General features: G+C 73.5%; 18 protein-coding genes. 9 read left to right on the forward strand and 9 right to left on the reverse strand.

The features are described from left to right. The first annotated feature begins 223 nt into the window (after nt 1–223). The 3 genes from ACFVFQ_RS22735 to ACFVFQ_RS22745 are packed head-to-tail and all read left to right on the forward strand — an operon-like array spanning nt 224 to nt 1505. Nucleotides 224–1111 (forward strand): Scr1 family TA system antitoxin-like transcriptional regulator, encoded by an 888-nt coding sequence (locus tag ACFVFQ_RS22735; RefSeq protein ID WP_383418878.1) that lies wholly within the window; start codon nt 224–226, stop codon nt 1109–1111. Continuing rightward, nucleotides 1108–1302 carry a DUF397 domain-containing protein gene (locus ACFVFQ_RS22740; protein ID WP_383418880.1) on the forward strand — a complete coding sequence of 65 codons (195 nt, stop codon included), beginning with the start codon at nt 1108–1110 and terminating at the stop codon, nt 1300–1302. Before ACFVFQ_RS22735 ends, ACFVFQ_RS22740 begins: the two co-directional genes overlap by 4 nt. Before the next feature lie 11 nt (nt 1303–1313). Continuing rightward, the gene (locus tag ACFVFQ_RS22745; protein ID WP_383418882.1) at nt 1314–1505 is read left to right on the forward strand and encodes a DUF397 domain-containing protein; all 192 of its coding nucleotides are present in this window, start codon (nt 1314–1316) and stop codon (nt 1503–1505) included. A 67-nt stretch (nt 1506–1572) separates the two neighbouring features. Here ACFVFQ_RS22745 and ACFVFQ_RS22750 read toward each other — a convergent pair whose 3' ends face one another. The 5 genes from ACFVFQ_RS22750 to ACFVFQ_RS22770 form a co-directional block, all read right to left on the reverse strand. Next, entirely contained in the window at nt 1573–2763 is a 1191-nt protein-coding gene (locus tag ACFVFQ_RS22750) for an XdhC family protein (RefSeq protein ID WP_383418884.1), read from the reverse strand. A 34-nt stretch (nt 2764–2797) separates the two neighbouring features. Beyond that, complete coding sequence (locus tag ACFVFQ_RS22755) at nt 2798–4264, reverse strand: NCS2 family permease (protein ID WP_383418886.1); 1467 nt, start codon at nt 4262–4264, stop codon at nt 2798–2800. Nucleotides 4265–4518: 254 nt separating this feature from the next. Then, nucleotides 4519–6909, reverse strand: coding sequence for a xanthine dehydrogenase family protein molybdopterin-binding subunit (locus ACFVFQ_RS22760; protein WP_383418888.1), 2391 nt, complete (start codon nt 6907–6909; stop codon nt 4519–4521). A gap of 4 nt (nt 6910–6913) precedes the next feature. Beyond that, nucleotides 6914–7504 carry a (2Fe-2S)-binding protein gene (locus ACFVFQ_RS22765; RefSeq protein WP_383418890.1) on the reverse strand — a complete coding sequence of 197 codons (591 nt, stop codon included), beginning with the start codon at nt 7502–7504 and terminating at the stop codon, nt 6914–6916. Next, a complete protein-coding gene (locus ACFVFQ_RS22770) occupies nt 7504–8397 on the reverse strand; it encodes an FAD binding domain-containing protein (protein ID WP_383418892.1) in 894 nt (297 codons plus the stop codon). Before ACFVFQ_RS22770 ends, ACFVFQ_RS22765 begins: the two co-directional genes overlap by 1 nt. A 262-nt stretch (nt 8398–8659) precedes the next feature. Here ACFVFQ_RS22770 and ACFVFQ_RS22775 point away from each other — a divergent pair, with 262 nt between their 5' ends. The 3 genes from ACFVFQ_RS22775 (at nt 8660) to ACFVFQ_RS22785 (ending at nt 12739) form a co-directional block, all read left to right on the forward strand. Next, nucleotides 8660–10372 carry a PucR family transcriptional regulator gene (locus ACFVFQ_RS22775; protein ID WP_383418894.1) on the forward strand — a complete coding sequence of 571 codons (1713 nt, stop codon included), beginning with the start codon at nt 8660–8662 and terminating at the stop codon, nt 10370–10372. Nucleotides 10373–10699: 327 nt separating this feature from the next. Then, nucleotides 10700–11584, forward strand: a complete 885-nt coding sequence (locus ACFVFQ_RS22780) for a hypothetical protein (RefSeq protein WP_383418896.1) — start codon at nt 10700–10702, stop codon at nt 11582–11584. Nucleotides 11585–11863: 279 nt separating this feature from the next. After that, entirely contained in the window at nt 11864–12739 is an 876-nt protein-coding gene (locus ACFVFQ_RS22785) for a hypothetical protein (RefSeq protein WP_383418898.1), read from the forward strand. Between the two features lie 32 nt (nt 12740–12771). On the opposite strand, the gene ACFVFQ_RS22790 is transcribed toward ACFVFQ_RS22785, so the two are convergent. Then, nucleotides 12772–13548: a GntR family transcriptional regulator gene (locus ACFVFQ_RS22790; RefSeq protein ID WP_383418900.1), complete on the reverse strand. Its 777-nt coding sequence runs from the start codon at nt 13546–13548 to the stop codon at nt 12772–12774. Nucleotides 13549–13769: 221 nt separating this feature from the next. On the opposite strand from ACFVFQ_RS22790, the gene ACFVFQ_RS22795 reads away from it, so the two are divergent. Then, complete coding sequence (locus ACFVFQ_RS22795) at nt 13770–14621, forward strand: (2Fe-2S)-binding protein (protein WP_383418902.1); 852 nt, start codon at nt 13770–13772, stop codon at nt 14619–14621. Nucleotides 14622–14834: 213 nt separating this feature from the next. Next, on the forward strand, nt 14835–15926 hold the full coding sequence (locus ACFVFQ_RS22800) for a DUF2637 domain-containing protein (RefSeq protein ID WP_383418904.1): 1092 nt from the start codon (nt 14835–14837) through the stop codon (nt 15924–15926). Between the two features lie 42 nt (nt 15927–15968). Here ACFVFQ_RS22800 and ACFVFQ_RS22805 read toward each other — a convergent pair whose 3' ends face one another. Further along, the gene (locus ACFVFQ_RS22805; RefSeq protein WP_383418906.1) at nt 15969–16340 is read right to left on the reverse strand and encodes an ATP-binding protein; all 372 of its coding nucleotides are present in this window, start codon (nt 16338–16340) and stop codon (nt 15969–15971) included. Between the two features lie 364 nt (nt 16341–16704). Between ACFVFQ_RS22805 and ACFVFQ_RS22810 the strand changes: the two genes are divergently transcribed. Next, nucleotides 16705–19830: an alpha-mannosidase gene (locus ACFVFQ_RS22810; RefSeq protein WP_383418908.1), complete on the forward strand. Its 3126-nt coding sequence runs from the start codon at nt 16705–16707 to the stop codon at nt 19828–19830. Nucleotides 19831–19864: 34 nt separating this feature from the next. On the opposite strand, the gene ACFVFQ_RS22815 is transcribed toward ACFVFQ_RS22810, so the two are convergent. Together ACFVFQ_RS22815 and ACFVFQ_RS22820 are read right to left on the reverse strand one after the other, a co-directional pair. Then, nucleotides 19865–21607, reverse strand: coding sequence for a pyruvate dehydrogenase (locus ACFVFQ_RS22815; protein ID WP_383418910.1), 1743 nt, complete (start codon nt 21605–21607; stop codon nt 19865–19867). Between the two features lie 135 nt (nt 21608–21742). Then, on the reverse strand, nt 21743–23113 hold the full coding sequence (locus ACFVFQ_RS22820) for a protein phosphatase 2C domain-containing protein (protein WP_383418912.1): 1371 nt from the start codon (nt 23111–23113) through the stop codon (nt 21743–21745). Nucleotides 23114–23218: the final 105 nt, after the last annotated feature.

Genomic DNA, 23218 nt, shown 5'->3' on the forward strand with positions numbered 1-23218 from the left:
CGCATCTCGATGTTCAGGTCGGTCACTTTGGACAAGTCCCCGCGCCGCCGGGCGTGTTCCCGCTGCTGGGCCAGGGCGCCGCACACGTCGCAGTCGGGGCGGGGCGCGGGCCAGGGCCCAGGCACTCCGAGGTGGACGGGCGGGGTCAGGCGCCGCTCCGGGTTGTCATCGCGACACACGGCCACTCCTCTCCGTAGCGCTTCCACTACTGGTTGCTGTCAGCGTGGCCTACAGTCACGGTGTCTTCAACGTTCTAGAAACGGAGGGCACGTTGGTAAACCTGAAGGAACTGAACCCGGACGCCTCGCCACAGGCGGCCTTCGGGGCGCGCCTGCGCAGCGCGCGGGAGGCGCGTGGGTGGAAGCAGGACGAACTCGCCGCGCACATCGGCTACTCGGGGCGGCACATCTCGGCCGTCGAAACCGGCCGCAAGCCGCCAACTCTGCGGTTTTCGCGCAGCTTAGACGTGGCCTTCGGCTTCGTCGGGACCGCGGAGTCGTTCGAGCGCGCATGGGGGGAGCTCCGCAACGGCAGTCTGCTGGAGGGGTTTCCGGAGTACGTGGGGTATGAGGGTCGGGCGGTGGAGATCCGGCTCTACGAAGTGGGTGTCGTCCCCGGACTGCTCCAGACCCCGGAGTATGCATCGGTACTCGCCGGCAGCGCCGTCAAACGAGGCGCGATCACGCCCGAGCAGGCAGACGAGCGGGTCACCCTCGTGGTAGAGCGTCAGGCCGCACTGGCCCGACCACGTCCGCCGTTGGTCCTGGTGGTGCTGGACGAAAGTTGCATCCGTCGCCCCATCGGCGAACCCACCGTCATGGACGCCCAGTTGGCGCGGCTGGTCGAGTTCGCCGAGCTACCGAACACGGTGCTCCAGATCGCCTCGTTCGACATGGGGGAGCGCCGCCCGTTCGACCTGCCGCTGTACATACTGACCATGTCGGACCGCCAGCTCATGGCCTATGCCGAGTCCGCACATCGAGGCCATCTCGAACGGGAAAGCACATCAGTGCTCACCATGCTGACGGCATACCATCAGTTGCAGGCAGAAGCGTTGTCCCAGGCAGCATCCGTAGCCATGATCGAGCAGGTACGAAAGGGCATCTCGTGACGACCGAATCCCCCCGCTGGTTCAAGTCCTCCTACAGCAACAACGGCGGCGCCTGCATCGAGGTTGCCGCCAACATCTCCGGCATCGTGCCCATCCGGGACAGCAAGAACCCGCACGGACCACAACTCACGCTGACCCGCGAGGCGTTCGCCGGACTCGTGCACCTTGCCAAGACACACGAGCAGGCATGAAAGGGCACCCCGTGACGACGGCCGAATCCCCCCGCTGGTACAAATCCTCCTACAGCGACAACGGCGGCACTTGCGTGGAGATTGCCGCCAATATCCCCGGCATCGTGCCTGTCCGGGACAGCAAGGACCCAAACGGCCCACAACTCACGCTGACCCGCGAAGCGTTCGCCGCTCTCGTCCACCTCGCCAAGACACACGGCTGACGATCCCAGCCAGCCTCACGTCCGCGGTGCCGATCCAGTGCGGACCGGCACCGCGGAACCGACGGCGTCAGGCGACCTCGCCGATCCGGCCCAGGCGCGGCGCGTCGCGGTGGATCGGGGTGTGGGCGCCGGTCAGTGGGGCGCCGGTGCCGCCGCGGCGGTTGGCGACGATCTCGGCGGCGATGGACAGCGCGGTCTCCTCCGGGGTGCGGGCGCCCAGGTCCAGCCCTATGGGCGAGCGCAGCCGGTTCAACTCGATCTCGGTGAGCCCGACTTCGCGCAGCCGCTGAAGGCGGTCGAGGTGGGTGCGGCGGGAGCCCATCGCGCCGACGTAGGCGACCGGCAGCCGCAACGCCCGTTCCAGCAGCGGGACATCGAACTTGGCGTCGTGGGTGAGGACGCAGAGCACCGCGCGGGAGTCCAGCTCCTGGGAGTCGAGGTAGCGGTGCGGCCAGTCGACGACGATCTCGTCCGCGTCCGGGAAGCGGGCCCGGGTGGCGAAGACGGGGCGGGCGTCGCAGACCGTGACGCGGTAGCCGAGGAACGTGCCGACCCGCACCAGCGCGGAGGCGAAGTCGATCGCCCCGAAGACCAGCATCCGCGGCGGCGGGACGGACGACTCGACGAGCAGCACGACCGGTTGTCCGCACCGCGCGCCCTCGGCGCCGATCTCCAACGTGGCGGTACGGCCGGCGTCCAGCAGCGCCTGCGCCTCGGCTATGACGGTGCGGTCCAGCGCCGGGTGTCCGCCGAGGCCGCCGGTGTGGCTGCCGTCGGAGCGGACCAGGACGGCGCGGCCGAGGAGTTCGGCCGGGCCGTCGATGATCCGCGCGAGCGCCGCCGCCTCGCCGGAGGCGGCGGCGGTCAACGCGGCGGCGAGCGGCGCGGCGTTGCTGTCCACCAGGCTCCCCGCGGGGCCGTCGCCGGCGACGGCCCCGGGGGTGCTCGCCCGTACCGGGGTGACGAAGATGTCGATGATCCCGCCGCAGGTCAGACCCACCGCGAAGGCATCCTCGTCGCTGTAGCCGAAGCGCTCCAGGACCGGCCGGCCGGTCTGCAGAGCCTCTTGGCACAGCTCGTAGACCGCCCCCTCCACGCAGCCGCCGGAGACCGACCCGATCGCCGTGCCGTCGCTGTCGACGGCGAGCGCGGCACCGGGCTGGCGGGGGGCGCTGCCGTTGGTGGCCACGACGGTGGCCACGGCGAAGGTGCGTCCCTGCTCCATCCACCGGTTCAGCTCTTCGGCGAGGTCCAGCATGTCGGTCTCCTTATGGACGGGAGCAGGGAGGGCGCTACTTGACGCCCAGCCACTGCTCGATCGGATGGAGCGAGAAGTAGACAAGGAAGACACCGGTCAGCACCCACATGAAGGCGCCGATCTCGCGCCACTTGCCCTGGGCCGCCTTGATGGCGGTGTAGGCGATGACGCCGGCGCCGACGCCGGTGGTGATCTGGTACGTGAACGGCATCAGGGTCACGGTAAGGAACACCGGGATCGAGGTCGCCCGGTCGCTCCAGTCCACATGCCCCGCAACACTCATCATCATCGACCCGATGACCACCAGCGCGGCGGCGGCGACCTGGGCCGGTACGAGCTGGGTGACCGGGGTGAAGAACAGGCAGGCCGCGAAGAGCAGCCCGGTGACGACGGAGGACAGGCCCGTGCGGGCGCCCTCGCCGACGCCGCTGGCCGACTCGATGAAGACGGTCTGGCCCGAGCCGCCGGCCAGGCCGCCGATCGCGCCGCCCGCGCCGTCCACGAACAGGGCCTTGGACAGCCCCGGCATCCGGCCCTTGTCGTCGGCCAGTTTGGCCTCGGTGCCGACGCCGATGATGGTGGCCATCGCGTCGAAGAACCCGGCCAGTACCAGGGTGAAGACGATCATGGTGACGCTGAGCACGCCGATCGAGCCCCAGCCGCCGAACGCGACGTGCCCGAAGAGCCCGAAGTCGGGCATCGCGACCGCGTTGCCGTCCAGGGACGGCGGCGTGCCGCCCCAGTCCTTGGCGGTCAGCCCGCCCAGCTTGGTGGCGCCGATGGCGGCCGCGGAGCCGACGACGATGCCGATGAGGATGGCGCCGGGCACCTTGCGGGCCTGGAGCATGAAGATCAGCAGCAGGGTGAGGCAGAAGAACAGCACCGGCCAGCCGACGAGGTGGCCGGAGAGGTCGCTGCCGAGGGTGACCGGGCCGCCGGCGCCCTTGCCCACGAAGCCGGCCTTCACCAGGCCGAGCAGGGCGACGAACATCCCGATGCCCATGGTGATCGCGTGCTTCAGGGCGAGCGGGATGGCGTTCATGACCATCTCGCGCAGGCCGGTGACCACCAGCAGGCAGATCACCAGGCCGTAGACCACGCACATGCCCATCGCCTGCGGCCAGGTCATGTGCGGGACCACCTGGGTGGTCAGCGCGGCGGAGACGTTGAGGCCGGCGGCCAGCGCCAGCGGGACCTTGCCGACGAAGCCCATCAGCAGGGTGCAGACCGCCGCGCCCAGGGCGGTCGCGGTAACGAGGGCGCTGTGGTCGAGGCTGTTCTTGTGGACGTCCTGGACCGACCCCAGGATCACCGGGTTGAGCAGCAGGATGTAGCACATCGCCATGAAGGTGGTGATGCCGCCGCGGGTCTCCCGTGCGAGGGTCGAGCCTCTGTCGGAGATGTGGAAGTACCGGTCGAGCCAGGACCGGCCGGCGGGCAGGCGCGAGCCGTCGCCCGCGTCTTCCGCCGTGGTCCTCGGCTCGGTGGACTGCTGGGTCATGGTGCCTAACTCCCAAGGTTCACAGGGGCACTCGCCGTGGGGACGAGATTTGGGATGGATATGCGGCTGCACGACCCGGGGGACGGCCCGAGACGAACGGGGTACTGACTGCCCGGAGTTGGCGACAGGTCAGCCTGTGGGTGGGGCGGTGGGGCTCCGGGCGGTGCGCGGGAGGACGGACAGGACTCCCCTTGTTGCGCGCACCGCCCGGAGGGCCGGGGGCCTGGGGAGGTGGCCCCAGGCGGCTTGTTCCGTTACGTGCCTGTCAGGTGCTCAGGGCGTACCGGAGTCTTGGTGAGCTCCAGCCCGGTCGCGTTCCGGATCGCCGCGAGGACGGCCGGGGTGGACGACAGGGTCGGGGCCTCGCCGATGCCGCGCAGCCCGTACGGGGCGTGCTGGTCGGCGAGTTCGAGCACATCGACCGGGATGGTCGGGGTGTCGAGGATGGTGGGGATGAGGTAGTCGGTGAAGGAGGGGTTGCGCACCTTCGCGGTCTTGGGGTCGACGACGATCTCCTCCATCACCGCCACGCCCAGGCCCTGGGTGGTGCCGCCCTGGATCTGGCCGACGACGGAGAGCGGGTTGAGCGCCTTGCCGACGTCCTGGGCGCAGGCCAGCTCGATGACCTTGACCAGGCCCAGTTCGGTGTCCACCTCGACGACCGCGCGGTGCGCGGCGAAGGAGTACTGGACGTGGCCGAAGCCCTGGCCGGTCTCCAGGTCGAACGCCTCGGTGGGCCGGTGCCGCCACTCCTCCTCGATCTCGACGGCCTCGCCCTCCAGCACGTCGACCAGGTCCGCCAGGACCTCGCCGCCGTCGGTGACGACCTTGCCGCCCTCCAGCAGGAGTTCGGCGGTGGCCCACGCCGGGTGGTAGCTGCCCATCTTGCGGCGGCCGATCTCCAGGACCTTCTCGCGCACCAGCTCGCAGGCGTGTCTGACGGCGCCGCCGGTGACGTAGGTCTGGCGCGACGCGGAGGTCGAACCGGCCGATCCCACCTGGGTGTCGGCGGGGTGGATGGTCACCTGGTGGACGCCCAACTCGGTGCGGGCGATCTGCGCGTGGACGGTGACGCCGCCCTGGCCGACCTCCGCCATCGCGGTGTGCACGGTGGCGACGGGCTCGCCGGCGATGACCTCCATGCGCACCTTGGCGGTGGAGTAGTCGTCGAAGCCCTCGGAGAAGCCGACGTTCTTGATGCCGACCGCGTAGCCGACGCCGCGGACGACGCCCTCGCCGTGCGTGGTGTTGGACAGGCCGCCGGGCAGCTGTCGGACGTCGGCGCCCTCGCTGGACTCCCACTGGCGCTCGGGCGGCAGCGGCATCGCCTTGACGCGGCGCAGCAGTTCGGCGACCGGGGCCGGGGAGTCGACCGGCTGGCCGGTCGGCATGATCGTGCCCTGCTCCATGGCGTTGAGCCGGCGGAACTCGACGCGGTCCATGCCCAGTTTGTCGGCCAGCTTGTCCATCTGCGCCTCGTAGGCGAAGCACGCCTGGACCGCGCCGAAGCCGCGCATGGCGCCGCAGGGCGGGTTGTTGGTGTAGAGGGCGATGGCCTCGATGTCGACGTTGTCGATCACGTACGGACCGGCCGACAGGGACGCGGCGTTGCCGACGACCGCCGGGGAGGCGGAGGCGTAGGCGCCGCCGTCCAGGACGATGCGGCACTTCATGTGCGTGAGCTTGCCGTCCTTGGTGGCGCCGTGCTCGTAGAAGAGCTTCGCCGGGTGCCGGTGGACGTGCCCGAAGAACGACTCGAACCGGTTGTAGACGATCTTGACCGGCTTGTTGGTGCGCAGTGCGAGCAGGCACGCGTGGATCTGCATCGAGAGGTCCTCGCGGCCGCCGAACGCGCCGCCGACGCCGGAGAGCGTCATCCGCACCTTCTCCTCGGGCAGGCCGAGGACCGGGGCGATCTGCTTGAGGTCGGAGTGCAGCCACTGGGTGGCGACGTAGAGGTCGACGCCGCCGTCCTCGTCCGGCACGGCGAGGCCGGACTCGGGGCCGAGGAACGCCTGGTCCTGCATGCCGAAGGTGTACTCGCCCCGGACGATCACGTCGGCCCGCTCGGCGGCCGCGGCCGCGTCGCCGCGCAGGATCGGCTGGCGGTGCACGATGTTGGGGTGCGGGACGTGGCCGCTGTGGTGGTCGTCGCGGTGCTCGTGGACGAGGATCGCGTCCGGTGCCAGCGCGCTCGACTCGTCGGTGATGACGGGCAGTTCGCGGTACTCGACCTTGATCTTGGCGGCGGCGCGGCGCGCGGTCTCCGGGTGGTCGGCGGCGACCAGGGCGACCGGCTCGCCGTGGTGGCGGACCTTGCCGTGGGCCAGGACCGGGGTGTCCTGGATCTCCAGGCCGTAGTTCTTCACCGCGGTCGGCAGGTCCTCGTAGGTGAGGACCGCGTAGACGCCGGGGGTCGCGAGCGCCTCGCCGGTGTCGATGGAGACGATCTCGGCGTGCGCGACGGTGGAGCGCAGGATCTGGCCCCACAGCATGTCCTCGTGCCACATGTCGGACGAGTAGGCGAACTCGCCGGTGACCTTCAGGGTGCCGTCGGGGCGGAGCGTGGACTCACCGATGCCGCCCTGGGTCTGCGATCCCTGGGTGACCTTGGACGGGATGCCGGTGGTGCGTGTGTCTGCCATGGCGTCAGACCCCCTCGGGTTCGGACTGGCGGGCCGCGGCCAGGCGCACCGCGTCCATGATCTTCTCGTAGCCGGTGCAGCGGCACAGGTTGCCCGACAGCGCCTCGCGGATGTCCGCGTCGCTCGGGTTCGGGGTGCGCTCCAGCAGCTCGTCGGAGGCGACCAGCAGACCCGGCGTGCAGAAGCCGCACTGCACGGCGCCGGCGTCGATGAACGCCTGCTGGATCGGGGCGAGTTCCGCGCCCTCGCCGGTCTGCGAGTCGGTGCCCTTGGCGGACCAGCCCTGGGCCTCCTGGAGGGAGGTGCCGTCGGCGCCGCGGTCCTCGTGGCCGCCGCAGGCGCGGTTCCTGGCGAAGTCGGCGAGGCCCTCGACGGTGACGACGTCCCGGCCCTCGACCTGTCCGGCGGCCACCAGGCACGAACACACCGGCACCCCGTCGAGGCGGACCGTGCACGAACCGCACTCGCCCTGCTCGCAGGCGTTCTTGGAGCCCGGGAGGCCGAGCCGCTCGCGCAGCACGTACAGCAGGGACTCGCCCTCCCACACGTCGTCGGCTTCCTGCTTGCGGCCGTTGACCGTGAAATTGACGCGCATTACGCGACTCCCTCCGTGCGCGGGGCCCGGCCCCGGTAGGTCTCCCACGCCCAACCGAGCGTGCGGCGGGCCATGACACCGACCGCGTGACGGCGGTACGAGGCGGTGCCGCGCACGTCGTCGATGGGGTTGCAGGCGGCGGCGCACAGGTCCGCGAACTGCCGGGCGACCGACGGGGTGATGACCTTGCCGTTGTCCCAGAACCCGCCCTCTTCCAGCGCGGCGCCCAGGAACGCCTCGGCCTCCTTGGCCCGCACGGGCGTGGGCGCGGCCGAGCCGATGCCGGTGCGCACCGTGCGGGTCTCGGGGTGCAGCGCGATGCCGAAGGCGCACACCGCGATGACCATGGCGTTGCGGGTGCCGACCTTGGAGAACTGCTGCGGGCCGTCGGCCTTGGGCAGGTGGACGGCCCGGATCAGCTCGTCGGCCTGGAGGGCGTTGCGCTTGACGCCGAGGTAGAAGTCGTCGATCGGGATCAGGCGCACGCCGCGCTCGGCCGACTCGACCTCGACCTCGCAGCCGGCGGCGAGCAGCGCGGGGTGCGCGTCACCGGCCGGCGAGGCGGTGCCGAGGTTGCCGCCGACGCCGCCGCGGTTGCGGATCTGCGGGGAGGCCACGGTGTGCGAGGCCAGGGCCAGGCCCGGCAGCTCGGCCCGCAGGTTCTCCATGATCTTGGTGTAGGGGACGGAGGCGCCCAGGCGTACGGTCTTCTCCCCGACCTCCCACTCGTCCAGGTCGCCGATCCGGTTCAGGTCGAGCAGGTACTCGGGGCGGCGGTGGTCGAAGTTGATCTCGACCATCACGTCCGTACCGCCCGCGATGGGCACAGCGGTCGGGTGCGCTGCCTTAGCGGCGAGCGCCTCCTCCCAGCTGGCGGGGCGAAGGAAGTCCATCGTTGGCCTCTTCTGAGAAATTGGGTCGTCCGCTGCTCATGGTCGGGACCTTGGGCCCTCGTCGCCAGTGAGCCGTTCATGTCTCGTTCACGCGGTTGTGGTTAGTGAACGCGCACCACACCCACCGGGTGCAGTCACCGAAACCATGAAGCGGTTGGCTGGCCACGGTGCCCGTCTTGTAGATTCGAACGAAAGACGAGGGATCAAAACCTCGCGGCATTCCACCGGAAACACGAGACAGCACAGAACGGCGGGCGAGGTCATGCGGCTCCGCGCACTCCTGGACACACACTCTCTGGGCCTCACGCTACTCGGAGGCGATGAGGAGCTGGACCGCACCGTCCGTGGCGTGATGACCACCGACCTGCGGGACCCCAGCCGGTACCTCTCCGGCGGCGAGCTGGTGCTCACCGGGCTGGCCTGGCGCCGGGAGCCGGAGGACGCCGAAAGGTTCGTCCGCATCCTGGCCACCGCGGGGGTGGCCGGGCTCGCGGCCGGCGAGGCGGAGCTGGGCGCCATCCCCGACGACCTGGTGCAGGCATGCGCCCGGCACCGGCTGCCGCTGTTCTCGGTCGACGAGAAGGTGTCGTTCGCCTCGATCACCGAGCACGTCGTCCGGCAGGTCTCCAGCGAGCGGGCCGGCGACCTGGCCGCCGTGGTGGACCGGCACCGGCGGCTGATGACCTCCGGGCCGGCCGGCGGCGGCCCCGAGGTGGTGCTGGACCTGCTCGGCTCCGACCTGGACCTGCGGGCCTGGGTGCTCTCCCCCACCGGCCGGCAGATCGCCGGCTCCACCCTGGCCGGCGCCGGCCCCGAGCTGCCCGCGGAGGTGGGCGCCCGGCTGGCCGGCGAGCACCTGGCGGCGGCCCGCAGCGGGCGCCGCGGCCCGCACCGGATCACGCTCCAGGGCACCGGCGCGCACCCGCTCGACGAGGGGCGGCCAAGCGACGGTTCGGGCACGACCTACTCGCTCTTCCCGATCCGCCACGGGAGCCGTGACCTGCGGCAGACGCTGCTGAGCGACTGGCTGTTGGCCGTCGAGGCGGACGCCGGCGACTGGTCCGAGGAGCGGCTGGACCTGCTGCATGGCGTCACCCAGCTGATCGCCGTCGAGCGGGACCGCCGGGACGCCGCCCGCACGGTCCGCCGGCGGCTGGCCCAGGAGGTCCTGGAGCTGGTCCAGACCGGCGCGCCGCCGGCCGAGATCGCCGCCCGGCTGCGGGTGGCGGCCCCGGTCCTGCTGCCCGGGCTGGGCGCCGCCCCGCACTGGCAGATCGTGGTGGCCCGGGTCGAGTGGGAGGGCGGCGACGTGCCCGGCGGCCCGGTGGCGCAGAGCCTGCTGGAGGAGGTGCTGGTCGCCCCCGGCACGTCCGGCCCGGAGCCCGCGGACCGGATCGCGGTGGCACACACCGGCGACGAGGCGGTGGCGCTGGTGCCGCTGCCGGCCGTCCCGGAGGAGGCCGGCGACGGAGCGACGGACGGCCTGCACGCCGACCAACTGCTGCGCACCATCCGGGAACCGCTCGCCCGCGGCCTGGCCGACGACGGCCGGCTGACGGTCGGCGTCAGCGCCTCGGTGCACTCCGCCGAGGGGCTGCGCGGCGCCCTGGAGGAGGCCCGGCACGCCCGCCGGGTCGCCGCCGCCCGCCCCGGCCGGGTCTGCGCCGCCGGCCACGAGGAACTCGCCTCGCACGTCCTGCTGTTGCCGTTCGTCCCGGACGACGTCCGCCGGGCCTTCACCGCCCGGCTCCTGGACCCGCTGCGCGACTACGACCGCCGCCACCGCGCCGAGTTGATCCCCACCCTGGAGGCGTTCCTCGACTGCGACGGCTCCTGGACCCGCTGCGCCACCCGCCTCCACCTGCACGTCAACACCCTCCGCTACCGCGTGGGCCGGATCGAGCAGCTGACAGGCCGTGACCTCTCGCGCCTGGAGGACAAGCTGGACTTCTTCCTGGCGCTCCGGATGAGCTGACGGGGCTTCAACGCACCGCGCGGGGCGGCCGGTTCGGCGGCCGCCCCGCCGGGCCCGCCGGGCGCGGGCGGCCGCCGCGGGGCCTGCGCCGTCCGAGGTACCACGATCGAGGGAAGTCGGGGCAACGCCCTTGGTGCGCGGGGCGGACGGCCCGCCCCGTGACGCCGCCGAACCGCCGGTTACCAGCCACGCGGACCGCCCCGCCCGATTGTGAAAACTTTCACCCATCCCCTTGGCCCGGTACCGGGATTCGTGCTGTGATGCGCCCCACAGCATCCTGAATTCCCGCTCAATGGCGCTCGGGGAGGCACTGTGGCGGACACCGCCATGCCCGGATCCGTGGATCCGGCGGATTCCAGGAGTCCCGCGGATCAGCTGGCGGTCCCGGCTCCACGCCCGGGCGCCGCGCCGGCGCCGGCCGGCGCCCCCGGGGACGACGATCCGCTCGGCCGCGCCGTGTGGCGGCTGCGCTCCCGCGGCTGCTGGCTCGACGCCGCCGCCCTCCTGGCGCCGCACGCCGCCCGGCAGGCCCCCGCCGCGCTGCACCGCGCCGCGCTCTTAGTGGAACGCTGCATGTTCACCGCCGCCGGCTGGGCCGAGGCGGAGGACGCGCTGCGCACCGCGGAGGCGCTCGCCGGCGACGACGACGAACGCGGCGGCGCGGCCTGCGAGCGCGGCCAACTCGCCTACACCTCCACGGTGTTGGGCGTCCGCGACCGCGCCGACGAGGCGCGCTCCGCGCTGGGCCGGGCCGCCGCACTGCTCGCCCCGGGCACGCCGGGCCGCCCGCTGCTGGACTACCGGCGCGGCCTGATGGCCGAGCACCTCGCGGACAGCCCGGACGCCGCCCGCGCCGCCTACCGCCGCGCGCACGCCGGTGCCGCCGCCCACGGCGACAGCCTGCTGCTCTCCTTCACCTGGCGCCACCTGGCCGGACTGGCGCTGCGCGACGGGGAGTTGGCGGAGGCCCGGCACGGCTTCGCGGAGTCCCTGCGCATCCGCGAGGAGTTGGGGTTCCTGGTCGGCACCGCACCGGCGCTGGCCGCGCTGGCGGAGGCCGTCCCCGACGACGAGGCGGCCCGGCTGCGCACGGAGGCCGCCCGGCTGTTCCGCCTCATGGGCGGCGTGCCCACCTGGCTCGCCGGCCAGCTCCCGCAGCCGCCGCCGGAGGAGCCCTCGGAGGCCGGGGAGTCCGGGGAGGGCGCCGAGTAGGCACCACGCCGGCGGCGGCCGAAGGCACTTCCCCGGCCGTCAACCACCCGACATCGGCCATGCCGCGCCCCGCGCCGTTTGGCCGGAATGTGGCCCCGCCGGTCGCGGATCGGCCGGGCCGCGGTGGCTGTCGCCGCCGCACAGGCCGCCGACCGGGCAGTAGCGCGGCGCCCCACCGGCCACGAGAATGGCCACAAGTCGCACTGCAATGGGGCGGCGCGGCCTGGATGCTGGTCCGGGTCCAGCGTCCCTTTGGCAGCGCCTTTCAGGAGGCACACCGTGGCAGGAGTCACCCCCACGAGCTCCGGAACCGACTGGGGCAAGGCACATTTCGAGTCGATCTACAACTGCCCTGATCCGCGCCGCTACTTCGACACGCTCCACCCGCTCGCGTACCAGATCCCGCACCACGGCCAGGCGGTGTTCCGCGCCCTGGCCGACGCCCTACGTCGCCGCCGCGGCGACCGTCCGCCGCTACGCGTCGTCGACCTGTGCTGCTCCTACGGGGTCAACGCGGCCCTGCTCAACCACCGGATCACCCTCGACGACCTCTACCACCACTACGTCACCACCGACCCGCACGCCCTCAAGGGCGACGCCCTGGCCCGCGCGGACCGGGCCTACTACGCCGCCCGCCGGCTGCCCGGCGCGGCCCGGGTGACCGGCATCGACGCGGCGGACCGCGCAGTCGGCTACGCGGTGGCCGCCGGCCTGCTCGACCACGGCTTCGCGGAGAACCTGGAGCTCGAAGCCGCCAGCCCCACGCTGCACCAGGCGCTGGCCGGCACCGACCTGATCACCGTCACCGGCGGCGTCGGCTACATCACCGCCCGCACCTTCGCCCGGCTCTTCGACTGCCTCGCCGAGCCGCCCTGGGTCGCCGCGTTCGTGCTGCGCACGGTGTCGTACCGGCCGATCTCCGCGCTGTTGGCGCGGGCCGGGCTGGTGACCGAGCGGGTCACCACGCGCACGTTCCGCCAGCGCCGGTTCGCCGACGAGGCCGAGCGCCGGGCCGCGTACGAGGCGCTGGCGGCCCGCGGGCTGCCCATCGGCGGCAAGGAGGCCGACGGCTTCTACCACGCCGAGCTGTACGTCTCCCGGCCCGCCGCCGACGTCGCGGCGCTGCCCCTGGCGGAGCTGCTGCCCGCCTTCTGACGCCGGCCGTCACCGCACGGCCGGCCCCGCGCTCAGTGCGGCCGCGGCGCCGCCGACAGGTGAGCCCGGGCGATCCGCTCCACGACCCCGTACTCCTGGGCGATCAGCGCGTCCAGCAGGGCCGTGTGCTCGGAGGCGTCGGCCAGCAGCTCGGCCGTGCGGAGACGGGAGCCGCCGCCCGCCGACCACTGTGCGCGGCGCAGCAGTTCGCCGGCGACCTCGGTGAGCCGGCGGTTCCCGGTCAGCGAGATCAGCGCCTCGTGGAAGGCGTGGTCGGCGTCGGCGTACCCGACGCGGTCGCCCCGGGCGGCGGCGGCCACCCCGTCGTCGGCCAGCGGGCGCAGCTCCTCCCAGCGCTCCGCCGGCACCGCCCGGGCCAGCCGCAGCAGCGCGGGCACCTCCAACATGGTGCGGACCTCGGCGAGTTCGGCGAGGTCGCGGGTGCTGCGCTCGCGGACCCGGAAGCCGCGGTTGGGCGCCACCTCGACGGCGCCCTCCCCGGCGAGCTGCTGCATGGCCTCGCGGACCGGGGTCGCGGAGACGCCGTACCGCTCGGCGAGGGCCGGCGCGGAGTAGACCTCGCCGGGCAGGAGTTCGCCGGCGGTCAGCGCGCGGCGCAGGGCGGTGAGGACCTGACCGCGGACCGAGTGCCGCCGCGGTCGCTGCCGGGGCAGGCGCAGGCCGGCGGCGGCCGCCTCCGGGCCGTCGTCGCCGTCGCCGTCCCCGGCACCGTGCGGGGCGGCGCAGGCGGTCGCTGCGGGCGGCCACGCCCCGGCCTGCGGCCGCGGTTCCGCCGTGCCCTGCTCCATGGACGCTCCTCCTGCTGACGACTGCTGACGATCGGGGGCCTGGTCGACACCGGGGCCGGGCGGCTGCCGGGCGGCTGGTCGGGGTCGGACGGCCAGGATCGGTCGATCGAGCTAGCACTCTAAGCGGCCGAAGCCGCGGTTCACACGCCCGTGGGGGCGGGTAGGGATGTCGGATAAGGTAAGCCTTACCTGCTAACGATCGCGATTCGGTGGTCCCCCGCATGCCTTCTGCCACTGCTGCCGCGCCTGCCGCTCCCTTCGCCGGCCACCCGGCCGAGGACGCCTACGCCCGGCTCGCCGAGGTCTTCCCCGACCTCCGGGTGACGCTCTGGGACGACGAGCCGCCCGCCGGCGACGACTGGTGGGCGGCCTCCGCGCTGGCCGCCGGCGACCCGGTGTTGGACGCCTTCCTCGCCGACGAGGCGGCCCGCATCACGACCGAACACGGCCGCCCCGCCCGCCCCGACGTGGTCGCCAGCTTCGCCCTGCACCGCTACGCCTGGCCGGTCTGCCTGCTGATCACCGTCCCGTGGTTCCTGCTCCGGCGGGTGCCGCACCTGCCGGTGGCGGACGTCCGCTTCCACCGCGGGCTGGGTCGACTGGCGGTGCGCACCGCCTCGTTCGGGTGCCTCCCCGACGACCCGGCGGCGACCCTGCCGGGCGCCCGGGTGGTGCCGGACGAGGAGGCGCTGCGCGCCGAGGTCCGCGCGGCGGTCGCCGACCATCTGCGGCCCGTCCTGGACGGCTTCCGCACCCGGGTGCGGCGCGGGCCTCGGGCGCTGTGGGGGATGGCGTCCGACGAGATCGTCGAGGGGCTGTGGTACGTCGGGCAGTTGCTGGGCGAAGGGCCGCGCGCGCAGGCCGAGTTGGCGCGGCTGCTGCCGGGGGCCACCGCGCCGTACGCGGCCGGCGCCGGGTTCCGCGAGCTGACCGGGCCGGACGGCGCCGCGCTGCCGACCCGGGACCGGGCCAGTTGCTGCATGTACTACACGCTGCGCCCCGAGGACACCTGCGCCACCTGCCCGCGCACCTGCGACGCGGAGCGCATCAGCCGCCTCACGGCAACCTCCTGACCCACCGGCCGCCCACAAGGGCGAGCATTTCTCGCACACAACTCCCGTAACAGGTGCGGCAGTTCGATTTTCCGGCCGGTCAGCCGTTCACCCCGGCACCCCTAGGCGTGCTCTTGCGCGGAAACCCGGTACGTCCACAGCCGGTTCCGTCAGGATGGCGCGCGCGCTCGCCGATTCGCGACAGCGCGGCAATCTGAGCAAGGGGTCACCGGAATGAGAACGACCGATATATCGCTGAGTTGGCTGGTTCCGGCGCTTCTGCTGCTCGCCGGGGTCCTGGTCGCCGCCGTCCTCGTGCTGCGCGGTAAACGCGCGGACCGGCAGGCCGGCACCGACGACTCCTGGGAACGCAGCGAGGAGCGCCGCCGCCGCAAGGAGACCGTCTTCGCCTCGGCCTCCTACGTGTTGCTGTTCTGCTGTGCCGCGGTCGCCGCGGCACTCTCCTTCCACGGTCTGGTCGGCTTCGGCGTCCAGAACCTCGGGCTGTCCGGGGGCTGGGAGTACCTGGTGCCGTTCGGGCTCGACGGCGCGGCGATGTTCTGCTCCGTGCTGGCGGTGCGCGAGGCCAGCCACGGTGACGCGGCGCTCGGCTCCCGGATGCTGGTGTGGACGTTCGCCGGCGCCGCCGCGTGGTTCAACTGGGTGCACGCGCCACGCGGCATGGCCCACGCCGGGGCCCCGCAGTTCTTCGCCGGGATGTCGCTGTCGGCCGCGGTCCTCTTCGACCGGGCGCTGAAGCAGACCCGCCGGGCGGCGCTGCGCGAGCAGGGCCTGGTGCCCCGTCCGCTGCCGCAGATCCGGATCGTGCGCTGGCTGCGGGCGCCCCGCGAGACCTTCGCCGCCTGGTCGTTGATGCTGCTGGAGGGCGTACGGACGCTGGACGAGGCGGTCGAGGAGGTGCGCGAGGACAAGCGGGAGAAGGCCCAGAGCCGGCTCCGCCGGCGGGAGCAGGGCAAGTTGGACCGGGCCCGCATCAAGGCCCTCAACCGGCAGCACCGCTCCTGGGGCAGGCGTGGCACCCGTCAGGTCGCCGTCGCGGTGGCCGCGCCGGCGCCCGCCGCGGAGCCCGCCCCGCCCCCCGGCCCGGACACCTCCGGGTCGGCCGATCCGGCGCCGCTGCCGCAGGGCGAGTCGACCAAGCGGCCCCGCCCGGCCCTCAAGGCGGTGACCGGCGCCGAGCCCGACGGGCCCGCGCCCGGACGTCGCGGCACCATCGACCTCACCACCGAGGACGACCCCCAGACCAGCCCCCGGCTGGACACCCTGGAGGAGAAACTCGCCGAGATCGAGCGGCAGTTCGGCTGATCGGTGGCGGACCGCGCCGGCCCCACACCCCCCGGCTGCGCGTCAGGCCGGTCCGCCGCCCAGCTCGAACCACACACACTTGCCGACGCCCTCGGACCGGACGCCCCAGTTGTCCGCCAGCGCCCGGACCAGCGTCAGCCCCCGCCCCGACGTCCCGGCGACCGACGGGGCGCGCGGCTCGGGTATCCGGGTGGCGAAGTCCCGCACCTCCACCCGCAACAGGTCGGTCACCCGCACCGTCACCACCGCCCCGCCCTCGGTGTGCAGCAGGGCATTGGTGATCAACTCGCTGGTCAGCAGCACCGCCACCTCGGGGTCCGCCGGTGCGCGGCCATCCGGCGGCGCCCAGCGGCCGAGTAACTCCCGCAGCTCCCTGCGCACCTCGCCGACGGCCCGCAGATCGGCCTGTCGCACCTTGCGTTCCCACACTCCCGGCGGCCGCACCGCGACCGCCCCGCGCCCGCTCCCCCCGTCCCCTCGCTGCCGTCTCTTGCGCTCCTCGCACCGCACAGGCTGACGCATGCTCTCCCCCGCCCCCAACGAACTCAGCGTTCTGCCTCGAACAGCCTCACGGTCAGCATTCCCACCGGGCCCGCCGCCATGCTTCCGCTTGCCGCCGACCCCCGGCGCGCCCGCCCCGGCCGCCCAGGACCGGTCTTCGGCGGCCGGCGCAACGGGCCCGGGCGGGCCGAGGTGGGTATACGTTCCGCGACCGCCCGGAGCGCGCCGGTCCGCGGCCCGGTACCGGGCCCGTCCGTACGAGCGTTGAGGAGCCGCCGTGCACGACGATCGACTGCTGGTGGAGGGGCGCCTGGCCCGGGCGCTCGAACAGCACATCCGGCCCGCCCAGTACGCGGCCCGCCGACCGCTGCGGCTCGCGGTGTGGCACGTACCGGGCGAACCCGTGCCCGTCGCCCGGGCGTTGGCCGCCGACTACGAGCCGTTCGCCCTCGGGGACGCCTGGGGGCCGCCGTGGTCGACGAGTTGGTTCCGGCTGGCCGGCGAGGTGCCGGCGGAGTGGGCCGGGCGCCGGGTGGAGGCCGTCCTCGACCCGGGGTTCACCGGCGACGGCCCGGGATTCCAGGCGGAGGGCCTGGTCCACGACGCAGCCGGCGTGCCCCTCAAGGGCATCCACCCGCGCAACCGGCACGTCCCCGTCGCCCGCCCCGCGCGCGGCGGCGAGGAGGTCCGCCTGTTCCTGGAGGCGGCCGCCAACCCGGCGGTGCTGCACGGCTTTCGCCCCACCGACCTCGGCGACGTCCGCACCGCCCCGCGCCGGCCGCTGTACCGCTTCGCCGCCGCCGACCTCGCGGTGCTCGACGAGACCGTGTGGCAGTTGCTCCTGGACATCGAGGTGCTGTCCGAGCTGATGGCGGAGCTGCCCGTCGACCGCCCCCGCCGGCACGGCATCCTGCGCGCCCTGGAGCGGATGCTGGACGCCCTCGACCCGTACGACGTCGGCGGCACGGCGGCCGCGGCCCGCGCCGAACTGGCGGAGGTGCTCGGCGACCCGGCCGCCGCCAGCGCGCACCGGGTCTCCGCCACCGGGCACGCCCACATCGACTCGGCCTGGCTCTGGCCGCTGCGCGAGACCGTCCGCAAGGCCGCCCGCACCTTCGCCAACGTCACCCAACTGGCGACCGAATACCCCGAGTTGGTGTTCGCCTGCTCGCAGGCCCAGCAGTACGCCTGGGTCCGGGACAACCAGCCGCACATCTGGGAGCGCATCAAGGCGGCGGTGCGGCAGGGGAACTGGGCGCCGGTCGGCTCGATGTGGGTGGAGTCCGACGCCAACATGCCCGGCGGCGAGGCGCTGGCCCGGCAACTGGTGCACGGCAAGCGGTTCTTCCTGGACGAGCTGGGCGTGGAGACCGAGGAGGTCTGGCTGCCGGACTCCTTCGGCTACACCGCCGCCTTCCCGCAGTTGGCCCGGTTGGCCGGCGCGAAGTGGTTCCTCACCCAGAAGCTGTCCTGGAACGACACCGACCGGATGCCGCACCACACCTTCTGGTGGGAGGGCATCGACGGAACCCGGGTCTTCACCCACTTCCCGCCCGTCGACACCTACAACTCCCAGCTCCACGGCCGCGAACTGGCGCACGCGGAACGGAACTTCGCGGAAAAGGGCCGGGCCACCCGCTCCCTGGTGCCGTTCGGCTGGGGCGACGGCGGCGGTGGACCCACCCGCGAGATGCTGGAGCGGGCCCGCCGGCTGCGTTCCCTGGAGGGCTCCCCGCGGGTCACCGTCGAGCCGCCGGCCCGCTTCTTCGAGGCCGCACACGAGGAGTACGGCGCGGCCGCACCCGTATGGTCCGGCGAGCTCTACCTCCAGTTCCACCGCGGCACCTACACCTCGCAGGCCAAGACCAAGCAGGGCAACCGGCGCTGCGAACACCTGCTGCGGGAGGCCGAGTTGTGGGCCGCGACCGCGGCCGTGCGCACCGCCGGGGCCGGCGCGGGCGCCTACCGCTATCCGTACGAGGCGCTGGACCGCCTCTGGAAGACCGTGCTGCTGCACCAGTTCCACGACATCCTGCCCGGCTCGTCGATCGCCTGGGTGCACCGTGAGGCCCGCGCCACGTACGCCGCGGCGGAGGCCGAGCTGACCACGCTGATCGAGGGGGGCCTCGCGGCGCTGGCGGACGAGACGGGGGACGGTCAACCGCCCGGCACGGCCGTCTACAACGCCTCGCCCTACGACCGCGACGAGGTCCTCACCCCGCCCGACGGCGCCGACGGCCCGCCGGTCGCCGTCCACGTCCCCGCACTCGGCGCCGCCCCGCTCCCCACGCCCGGCACCGACTCCCCCACCCCGGTACGGGCCACCGCCGACGGCCACCACGTCACCCTCGACAACGGCCGGCTACGGGTGCGCATCGACCCCGACGGCCTGCTGACGTCCGTGTACGACCTGACCGCCGGCCGGGAGGCGCTGGCCCCCGGCGCCCGCGGCAACCTCCTCCAACTGCACCCCGACCACCCCAACCAGTACGACGCCTGGGACCTCGACCGGCACTACCGCAACCGGCACACCGACCTCACCGCCGCCGACGCCGTCGACCTGGTCGCCTCCGGCCCGCTGGCCGCCACCGTGCGCATCACCCGCACCTTCGGCGCCTCCCGCCTCACCCAGGACCTCACCCTGCACGCCGGCTCCCGTCGCCTGGAGGTCACCACCGACATCGACTGGCACGAGTCGGAGAAGGTCCTCAAGGCCGCGTTCCCGTTGGACGTGCACGCGGAACGCTCCACCGCCGAGATCCAGTTCGGCCACGTCCACCGCCCCACCCACGCCAACACCAGCTGGGACGCGGCCCGTTACGAGATCTGCGCGCACCGCTGGCTCCGGGTCGCCGAACCGGGCTACGGCATCGCCGTCCTCAACGACTCCACCTACGGCCACGACGTCACCCGCACCCCCCACGAGGACGGCGTCGGCACGACCGTGCGGCTCACCCTGCTGCGCGCCCCGCACAGCCCCGACCCGGAAACCGACCAGGGCACCCACCGCCTGAGCTACGCGCTGCTGCCCGGCGCCGGCACCGGCGACGCCCTCGCCGGCGGCCTGGCCCTCAACCTCCCGCTGCGCACCGCCCCCGGCACCGGGCACCTCACCCCGCTGGTGCGCGTCGACCACCCCGCCCTGACCGTCGAGTCGGTGAAGCTCGCCGACGACCGCAGCGGCGACGTCGTCGTCCGGCTCTACGAATCGCACGGCGGCCGCGCCACCGGAACCCTCGCGCCCGGCTTCCCCGTCGCCCACGCCACCGTCACCGACCTGCTCGAACGCCCCCTACGGGACGAGGCGGAGGGCCCGACCTCGGATCTGACGCTCACCCTGCGCCCGTTCCAGATCCTGACCCTCCGGCTCCGGCCGCAGCACCCGGCCGCGGCCCCGGAGTGAGGCGAGTTCGGCCCGTCGGTGCGCCCGGCGGGCCTCACCCCCGCGGAATGTTCCGCAGGTTGGACCGGGCCATCTGGAGCATCCGCCCCACCCCGCCGTCCAGCACGATCTTCCCGGCCGAGAGCGCGAAGCCCGACACCATCTCGGCGCTGATCTTCGGCGGGATGGACAGCGCGTTGGGGTCGGTGACCACGTCGACCAGGGCCGGCCCCTTGTGCCGGAACGCGTCCCGCAGCGCCCCGCGCAGTTGCCTGGGCTTCTCCACCCGCACGCCGTACGCCCCGGCCGCGCCGGCGAGCGCGGCGAAGTCCGGGTTCTTGTTGGTGGTGCCGTACGAGGGCAGCCCCGAGACCAGCATCTCCAACTCCACCATTCCCAGGGAGGAGTTGTTGAACAGCACCACCTTCACCGGCAGGTCGTACTGGACCAGGGTCAGGAAGTCGCCCATCAGCATCGTGAAGCCGCCGTCCCCGGACATCGAGACGATCTGCCGGCCGCGGTCGAGGAACTGGGCGCCGATCGCCTGCGGCAGCGCGTTGGCCATCGAGCCGTGGCTGAACGAACCGATCACCCGCCGGCGCCCGTTGGGCGTGAGATAGCGGGCCGCCCAGACGTTGCACATCCCGGTGTCGACGGTGAAGACCGCGTCCTCGGCGGCCTCCTCGTCGAGCACCGAGGCGACGTACTCCGGATGGATCGGCACGTGCTTCTCCACCTTGCGGGTGTACGCCTTGACCACGCCCTCCAACGCGTCCGCGTGCTTCTTCAGCATCCGGTCCAGGAACCTGCGGTCGTTCTTGGCCCGCACCCGCGGGGTCAGACAGCGCAGCGTCTCCCGGACGTCGCCCCAGACGGCGAGGTCCAACTTGCAGCGCCGGCCCAGGTGTTCGGGCCGCACGTCCACCTGGACGATCCGGACGTCGTCGGGGAGGAAGGCGGTGTACGGGAAGTCCGTGCCGAGCAGGATCAGCAGATCGCACTCGTGGGTGGCCTCATAGGCCGCGCCGTACCCCAACAGCCCGCTCATCCCCACGTCGTAGGGGTTGTCGTACTGGATCCACTCCTTGCCGCGCAGCGCGTGGCCCACCGGCGACTTCACCCGCTCCGCGAACTCCATCACCTCGGCGTGCGCGCCCGCGGTGCCGCTGCCGCAGAACAGCGTGACCCGGTCCGCCTCGTCGACCATCCGGGCCAGCTCGTCGATCTCCCCGTCCCCGGGGCGGACCGAGGGCCGGGTGGTCACCAGGGCGTGCTGGAAGGCCCGTTCGGGCGCCGGGTCGGCGGCGAGGTCGCCGGGCAGCGAGACCACCGCAACGCCGCTCTGCCCCACGGCGTGCTGGATCGCGGTCTGCACCACCCGCGGCATCTGCTTGGTGCTGGAGATCAGCTCGCTGTAGTGGCTGCACTCGGCGAACAGCCGGTCCGGGTGGGTCTCCTGGAAGAAGGTGGTGCCGATCTCGCTGGACGGGATGTGCGAGGCCAGCGCCAGCACCGGGGCCATCGAGCGGTGCGCGTCGTACAGGCCGTTGATCAGGTGCAGGTTGCCGGGCCCGCAGGACCCCGCGCAGGCCGCCAACTTCCCGGTGAGCTGCGCCTCCGCGCCGGCGGCGAAGGCGGCGGTCTCCTCGTGCCGGACCTGGATCCAGTCGATCCCGGAATGGCGGCGGATGGCGTCCACCACCGGGTTCAGGCTGTCCCCGACGACCCCGTAGAGCCGTCGCACACCGGCCCGCACCAGGATGTCGATGAACTGTTCGGCTACGGTCTGCTTGGCCACGGAACGAGCCTCCTTGGGACGGTGCACGGGCCGACGGGCACGGCTGGCTGCTGGCTGGTCTTCCCATGTACCCACGGGACCCTCCGCTCCGCCTCCGGCGGCGTGCGAACGGGCGCGCGAGCGGCGCCCGCCGCCTCACGCCTCCCACACCCCCACCGCCGTGCGGTCCCCGACGTCCTCCGTGGCCTGCGGCCGCACGGCGGTGAGGAAGTCGGCGGGGTCGGGCGGGGCGGGCGCGGACCAGGCGGCGGCCAGCCGGGCGGCGGCGTCCGGGTCGAGGCCGAGCCGCCCCGCCAGGTCGGGACCGCACAGCAGCAGGACGTCCCCCGGGCGCCCCGGCTCGGCGCGGAAGCGGAACGGCGTCCCGTCGCCGGGCTCCAGGTCCGCCCAACCGCCGTCCCTCAGCCGGAACAGCCCGCCCGCACCGACGCCGAAGAACACCCGGGTGCGGCAACCGGGGTCCGCGGACAGCAGGAGACAGCGCAGGGCGGCGGGGGGCGGGCCGGGGGTGCTGGGGGCGCTTGGGGTGCTGGGCGGGTCGACTGTCCTGGGTGGCGTGCTGGTTGGCTCGGGGGGCCCGGTGCGGAGCTTGCCGTGCGCGCGGTTGGTGAGGCGCTGTAAGCCCGCCCGGAGCGCGTCGGTCCGGCCGGTGCGGAGGTCCCGCGCCAGTTGGGCGGCGCTGCGGCCGATGGCGCCGCCGAGCCAGGTGCAGGCGTCGCGGGCCGCGCGCGGGGCGGCGGGCGCCGCGGTGGCCACGGCGATCAGCAACAGCGCGTCCCGGCCCGTCCCGAACCGGGCGGTGAGGAGCGCGGCCCCGCGGGCGGCCCCGCGCCGGCGGGCGTCGGCCCCGCGCCGGGCGACGGCACGGACCGCCGCGGAACCGAACGCGGCGCCCTCCACGACGGTGTCCGGCACCAGCTCGTCGAGCGCGTCCGGATCGGCCTCGGGAAACCCGCAGGCGTCGGGGAGGGAGCGGGCCGCGGGCTCCCGGGTGGTGGGCTCTGGGGGCGCTAGGGGTGCGGAAGGCGTGGAGAACGGCTTCGAGCGGGCCGGCAGTTCCCAGGGCCGCGGCTCCCAACCGCTCGGCTCCCACGGCCGGGGTTCGAACGCCCCGAGGGCCAACTCCCCGGAGCCGGAACCCTCCGATCCGGTCCCGGCGAGGGCCGCCCCCTCCGAGGGGCTCCGGTCAGCAGCGGTCGCGTCAGCGGCCGACGGCCCGGGCGACGCCCCCGACGCACCTGCACCCGCACCCGAACTCGCACTCTCACTCGCACCCGCGGACTTGGACGCTCCCCCGGGCCCCGAATCCCGCCGCACCGTCCGCACCGTCCGCAGCGCCGACTCGATCCGGTCATCGAGGGTGTCCGAGGCGTCGTCAGGCCGGACCCCGTCGGGCCGCTCGGCGTCCCCGGCCTCGTCCCCGGCCCCTTCCTCGGGACCGTCCCCGTACAGCTCGCGCCACCACCAGTCGTCCTCTCTGCCGCGGCCCGCCCCCTGCTGCTTCATGGGTCGCATTGTCCCGTTGCGCGCGCCGTCGAAACAGGGCGCGAACAGGGCATTCCAGGAAGCGCGCCCGGTCCGCGTCCGGCAGTCTTGGGCCATGCGGGCCCT

It is taken from the genome of Streptomyces sp. NPDC057743, assembly GCF_042798755.1.
Classification (GTDB): Bacteria; Actinomycetota; Actinomycetes; order Streptomycetales; family Streptomycetaceae; genus Streptomyces.

What these genes read in the sequence shown, in the direction of transcription:
- ACFVFQ_RS22750 (WP_383418884.1), bottom strand. Translation starts at nt 2,763, where the DNA reads ATGCTGGACCTCGCCGAAGAGCTGAACCGGTGGATGGAGCAGGGACGC.
- ACFVFQ_RS22755 (WP_383418886.1), bottom strand. Translation starts at nt 4,264, where the DNA reads ATGACCCAGCAGTCCACCGAGCCGAGGACCACGGCGGAAGACGCGGGC.
- ACFVFQ_RS22760 (WP_383418888.1), bottom strand. Translation starts at nt 6,909, where the DNA reads ATGGCAGACACACGCACCACCGGCATCCCGTCCAAGGTCACCCAGGGA.
- ACFVFQ_RS22765 (WP_383418890.1), bottom strand. Translation starts at nt 7,504, where the DNA reads ATGCGCGTCAATTTCACGGTCAACGGCCGCAAGCAGGAAGCCGACGAC.
- ACFVFQ_RS22770 (WP_383418892.1), bottom strand. Translation starts at nt 8,397, where the DNA reads ATGGACTTCCTTCGCCCCGCCAGCTGGGAGGAGGCGCTCGCCGCTAAG.
- ACFVFQ_RS22775 (WP_383418894.1), top strand. Translation starts at nt 8,660, where the DNA reads ATGCGGCTCCGCGCACTCCTGGACACACACTCTCTGGGCCTCACGCTA.
- ACFVFQ_RS22780 (WP_383418896.1), top strand. Translation starts at nt 10,700, where the DNA reads ATGCCCGGATCCGTGGATCCGGCGGATTCCAGGAGTCCCGCGGATCAG.
- ACFVFQ_RS22790 (WP_383418900.1), bottom strand. Translation starts at nt 13,548, where the DNA reads ATGGAGCAGGGCACGGCGGAACCGCGGCCGCAGGCCGGGGCGTGGCCG.
- ACFVFQ_RS22795 (WP_383418902.1), top strand. Translation starts at nt 13,770, where the DNA reads ATGCCTTCTGCCACTGCTGCCGCGCCTGCCGCTCCCTTCGCCGGCCAC.
- ACFVFQ_RS22800 (WP_383418904.1), top strand. Translation starts at nt 14,835, where the DNA reads ATGAGAACGACCGATATATCGCTGAGTTGGCTGGTTCCGGCGCTTCTG.
- ACFVFQ_RS22820 (WP_383418912.1), bottom strand. Translation starts at nt 23,113, where the DNA reads ATGAAGCAGCAGGGGGCGGGCCGCGGCAGAGAGGACGACTGGTGGTGG.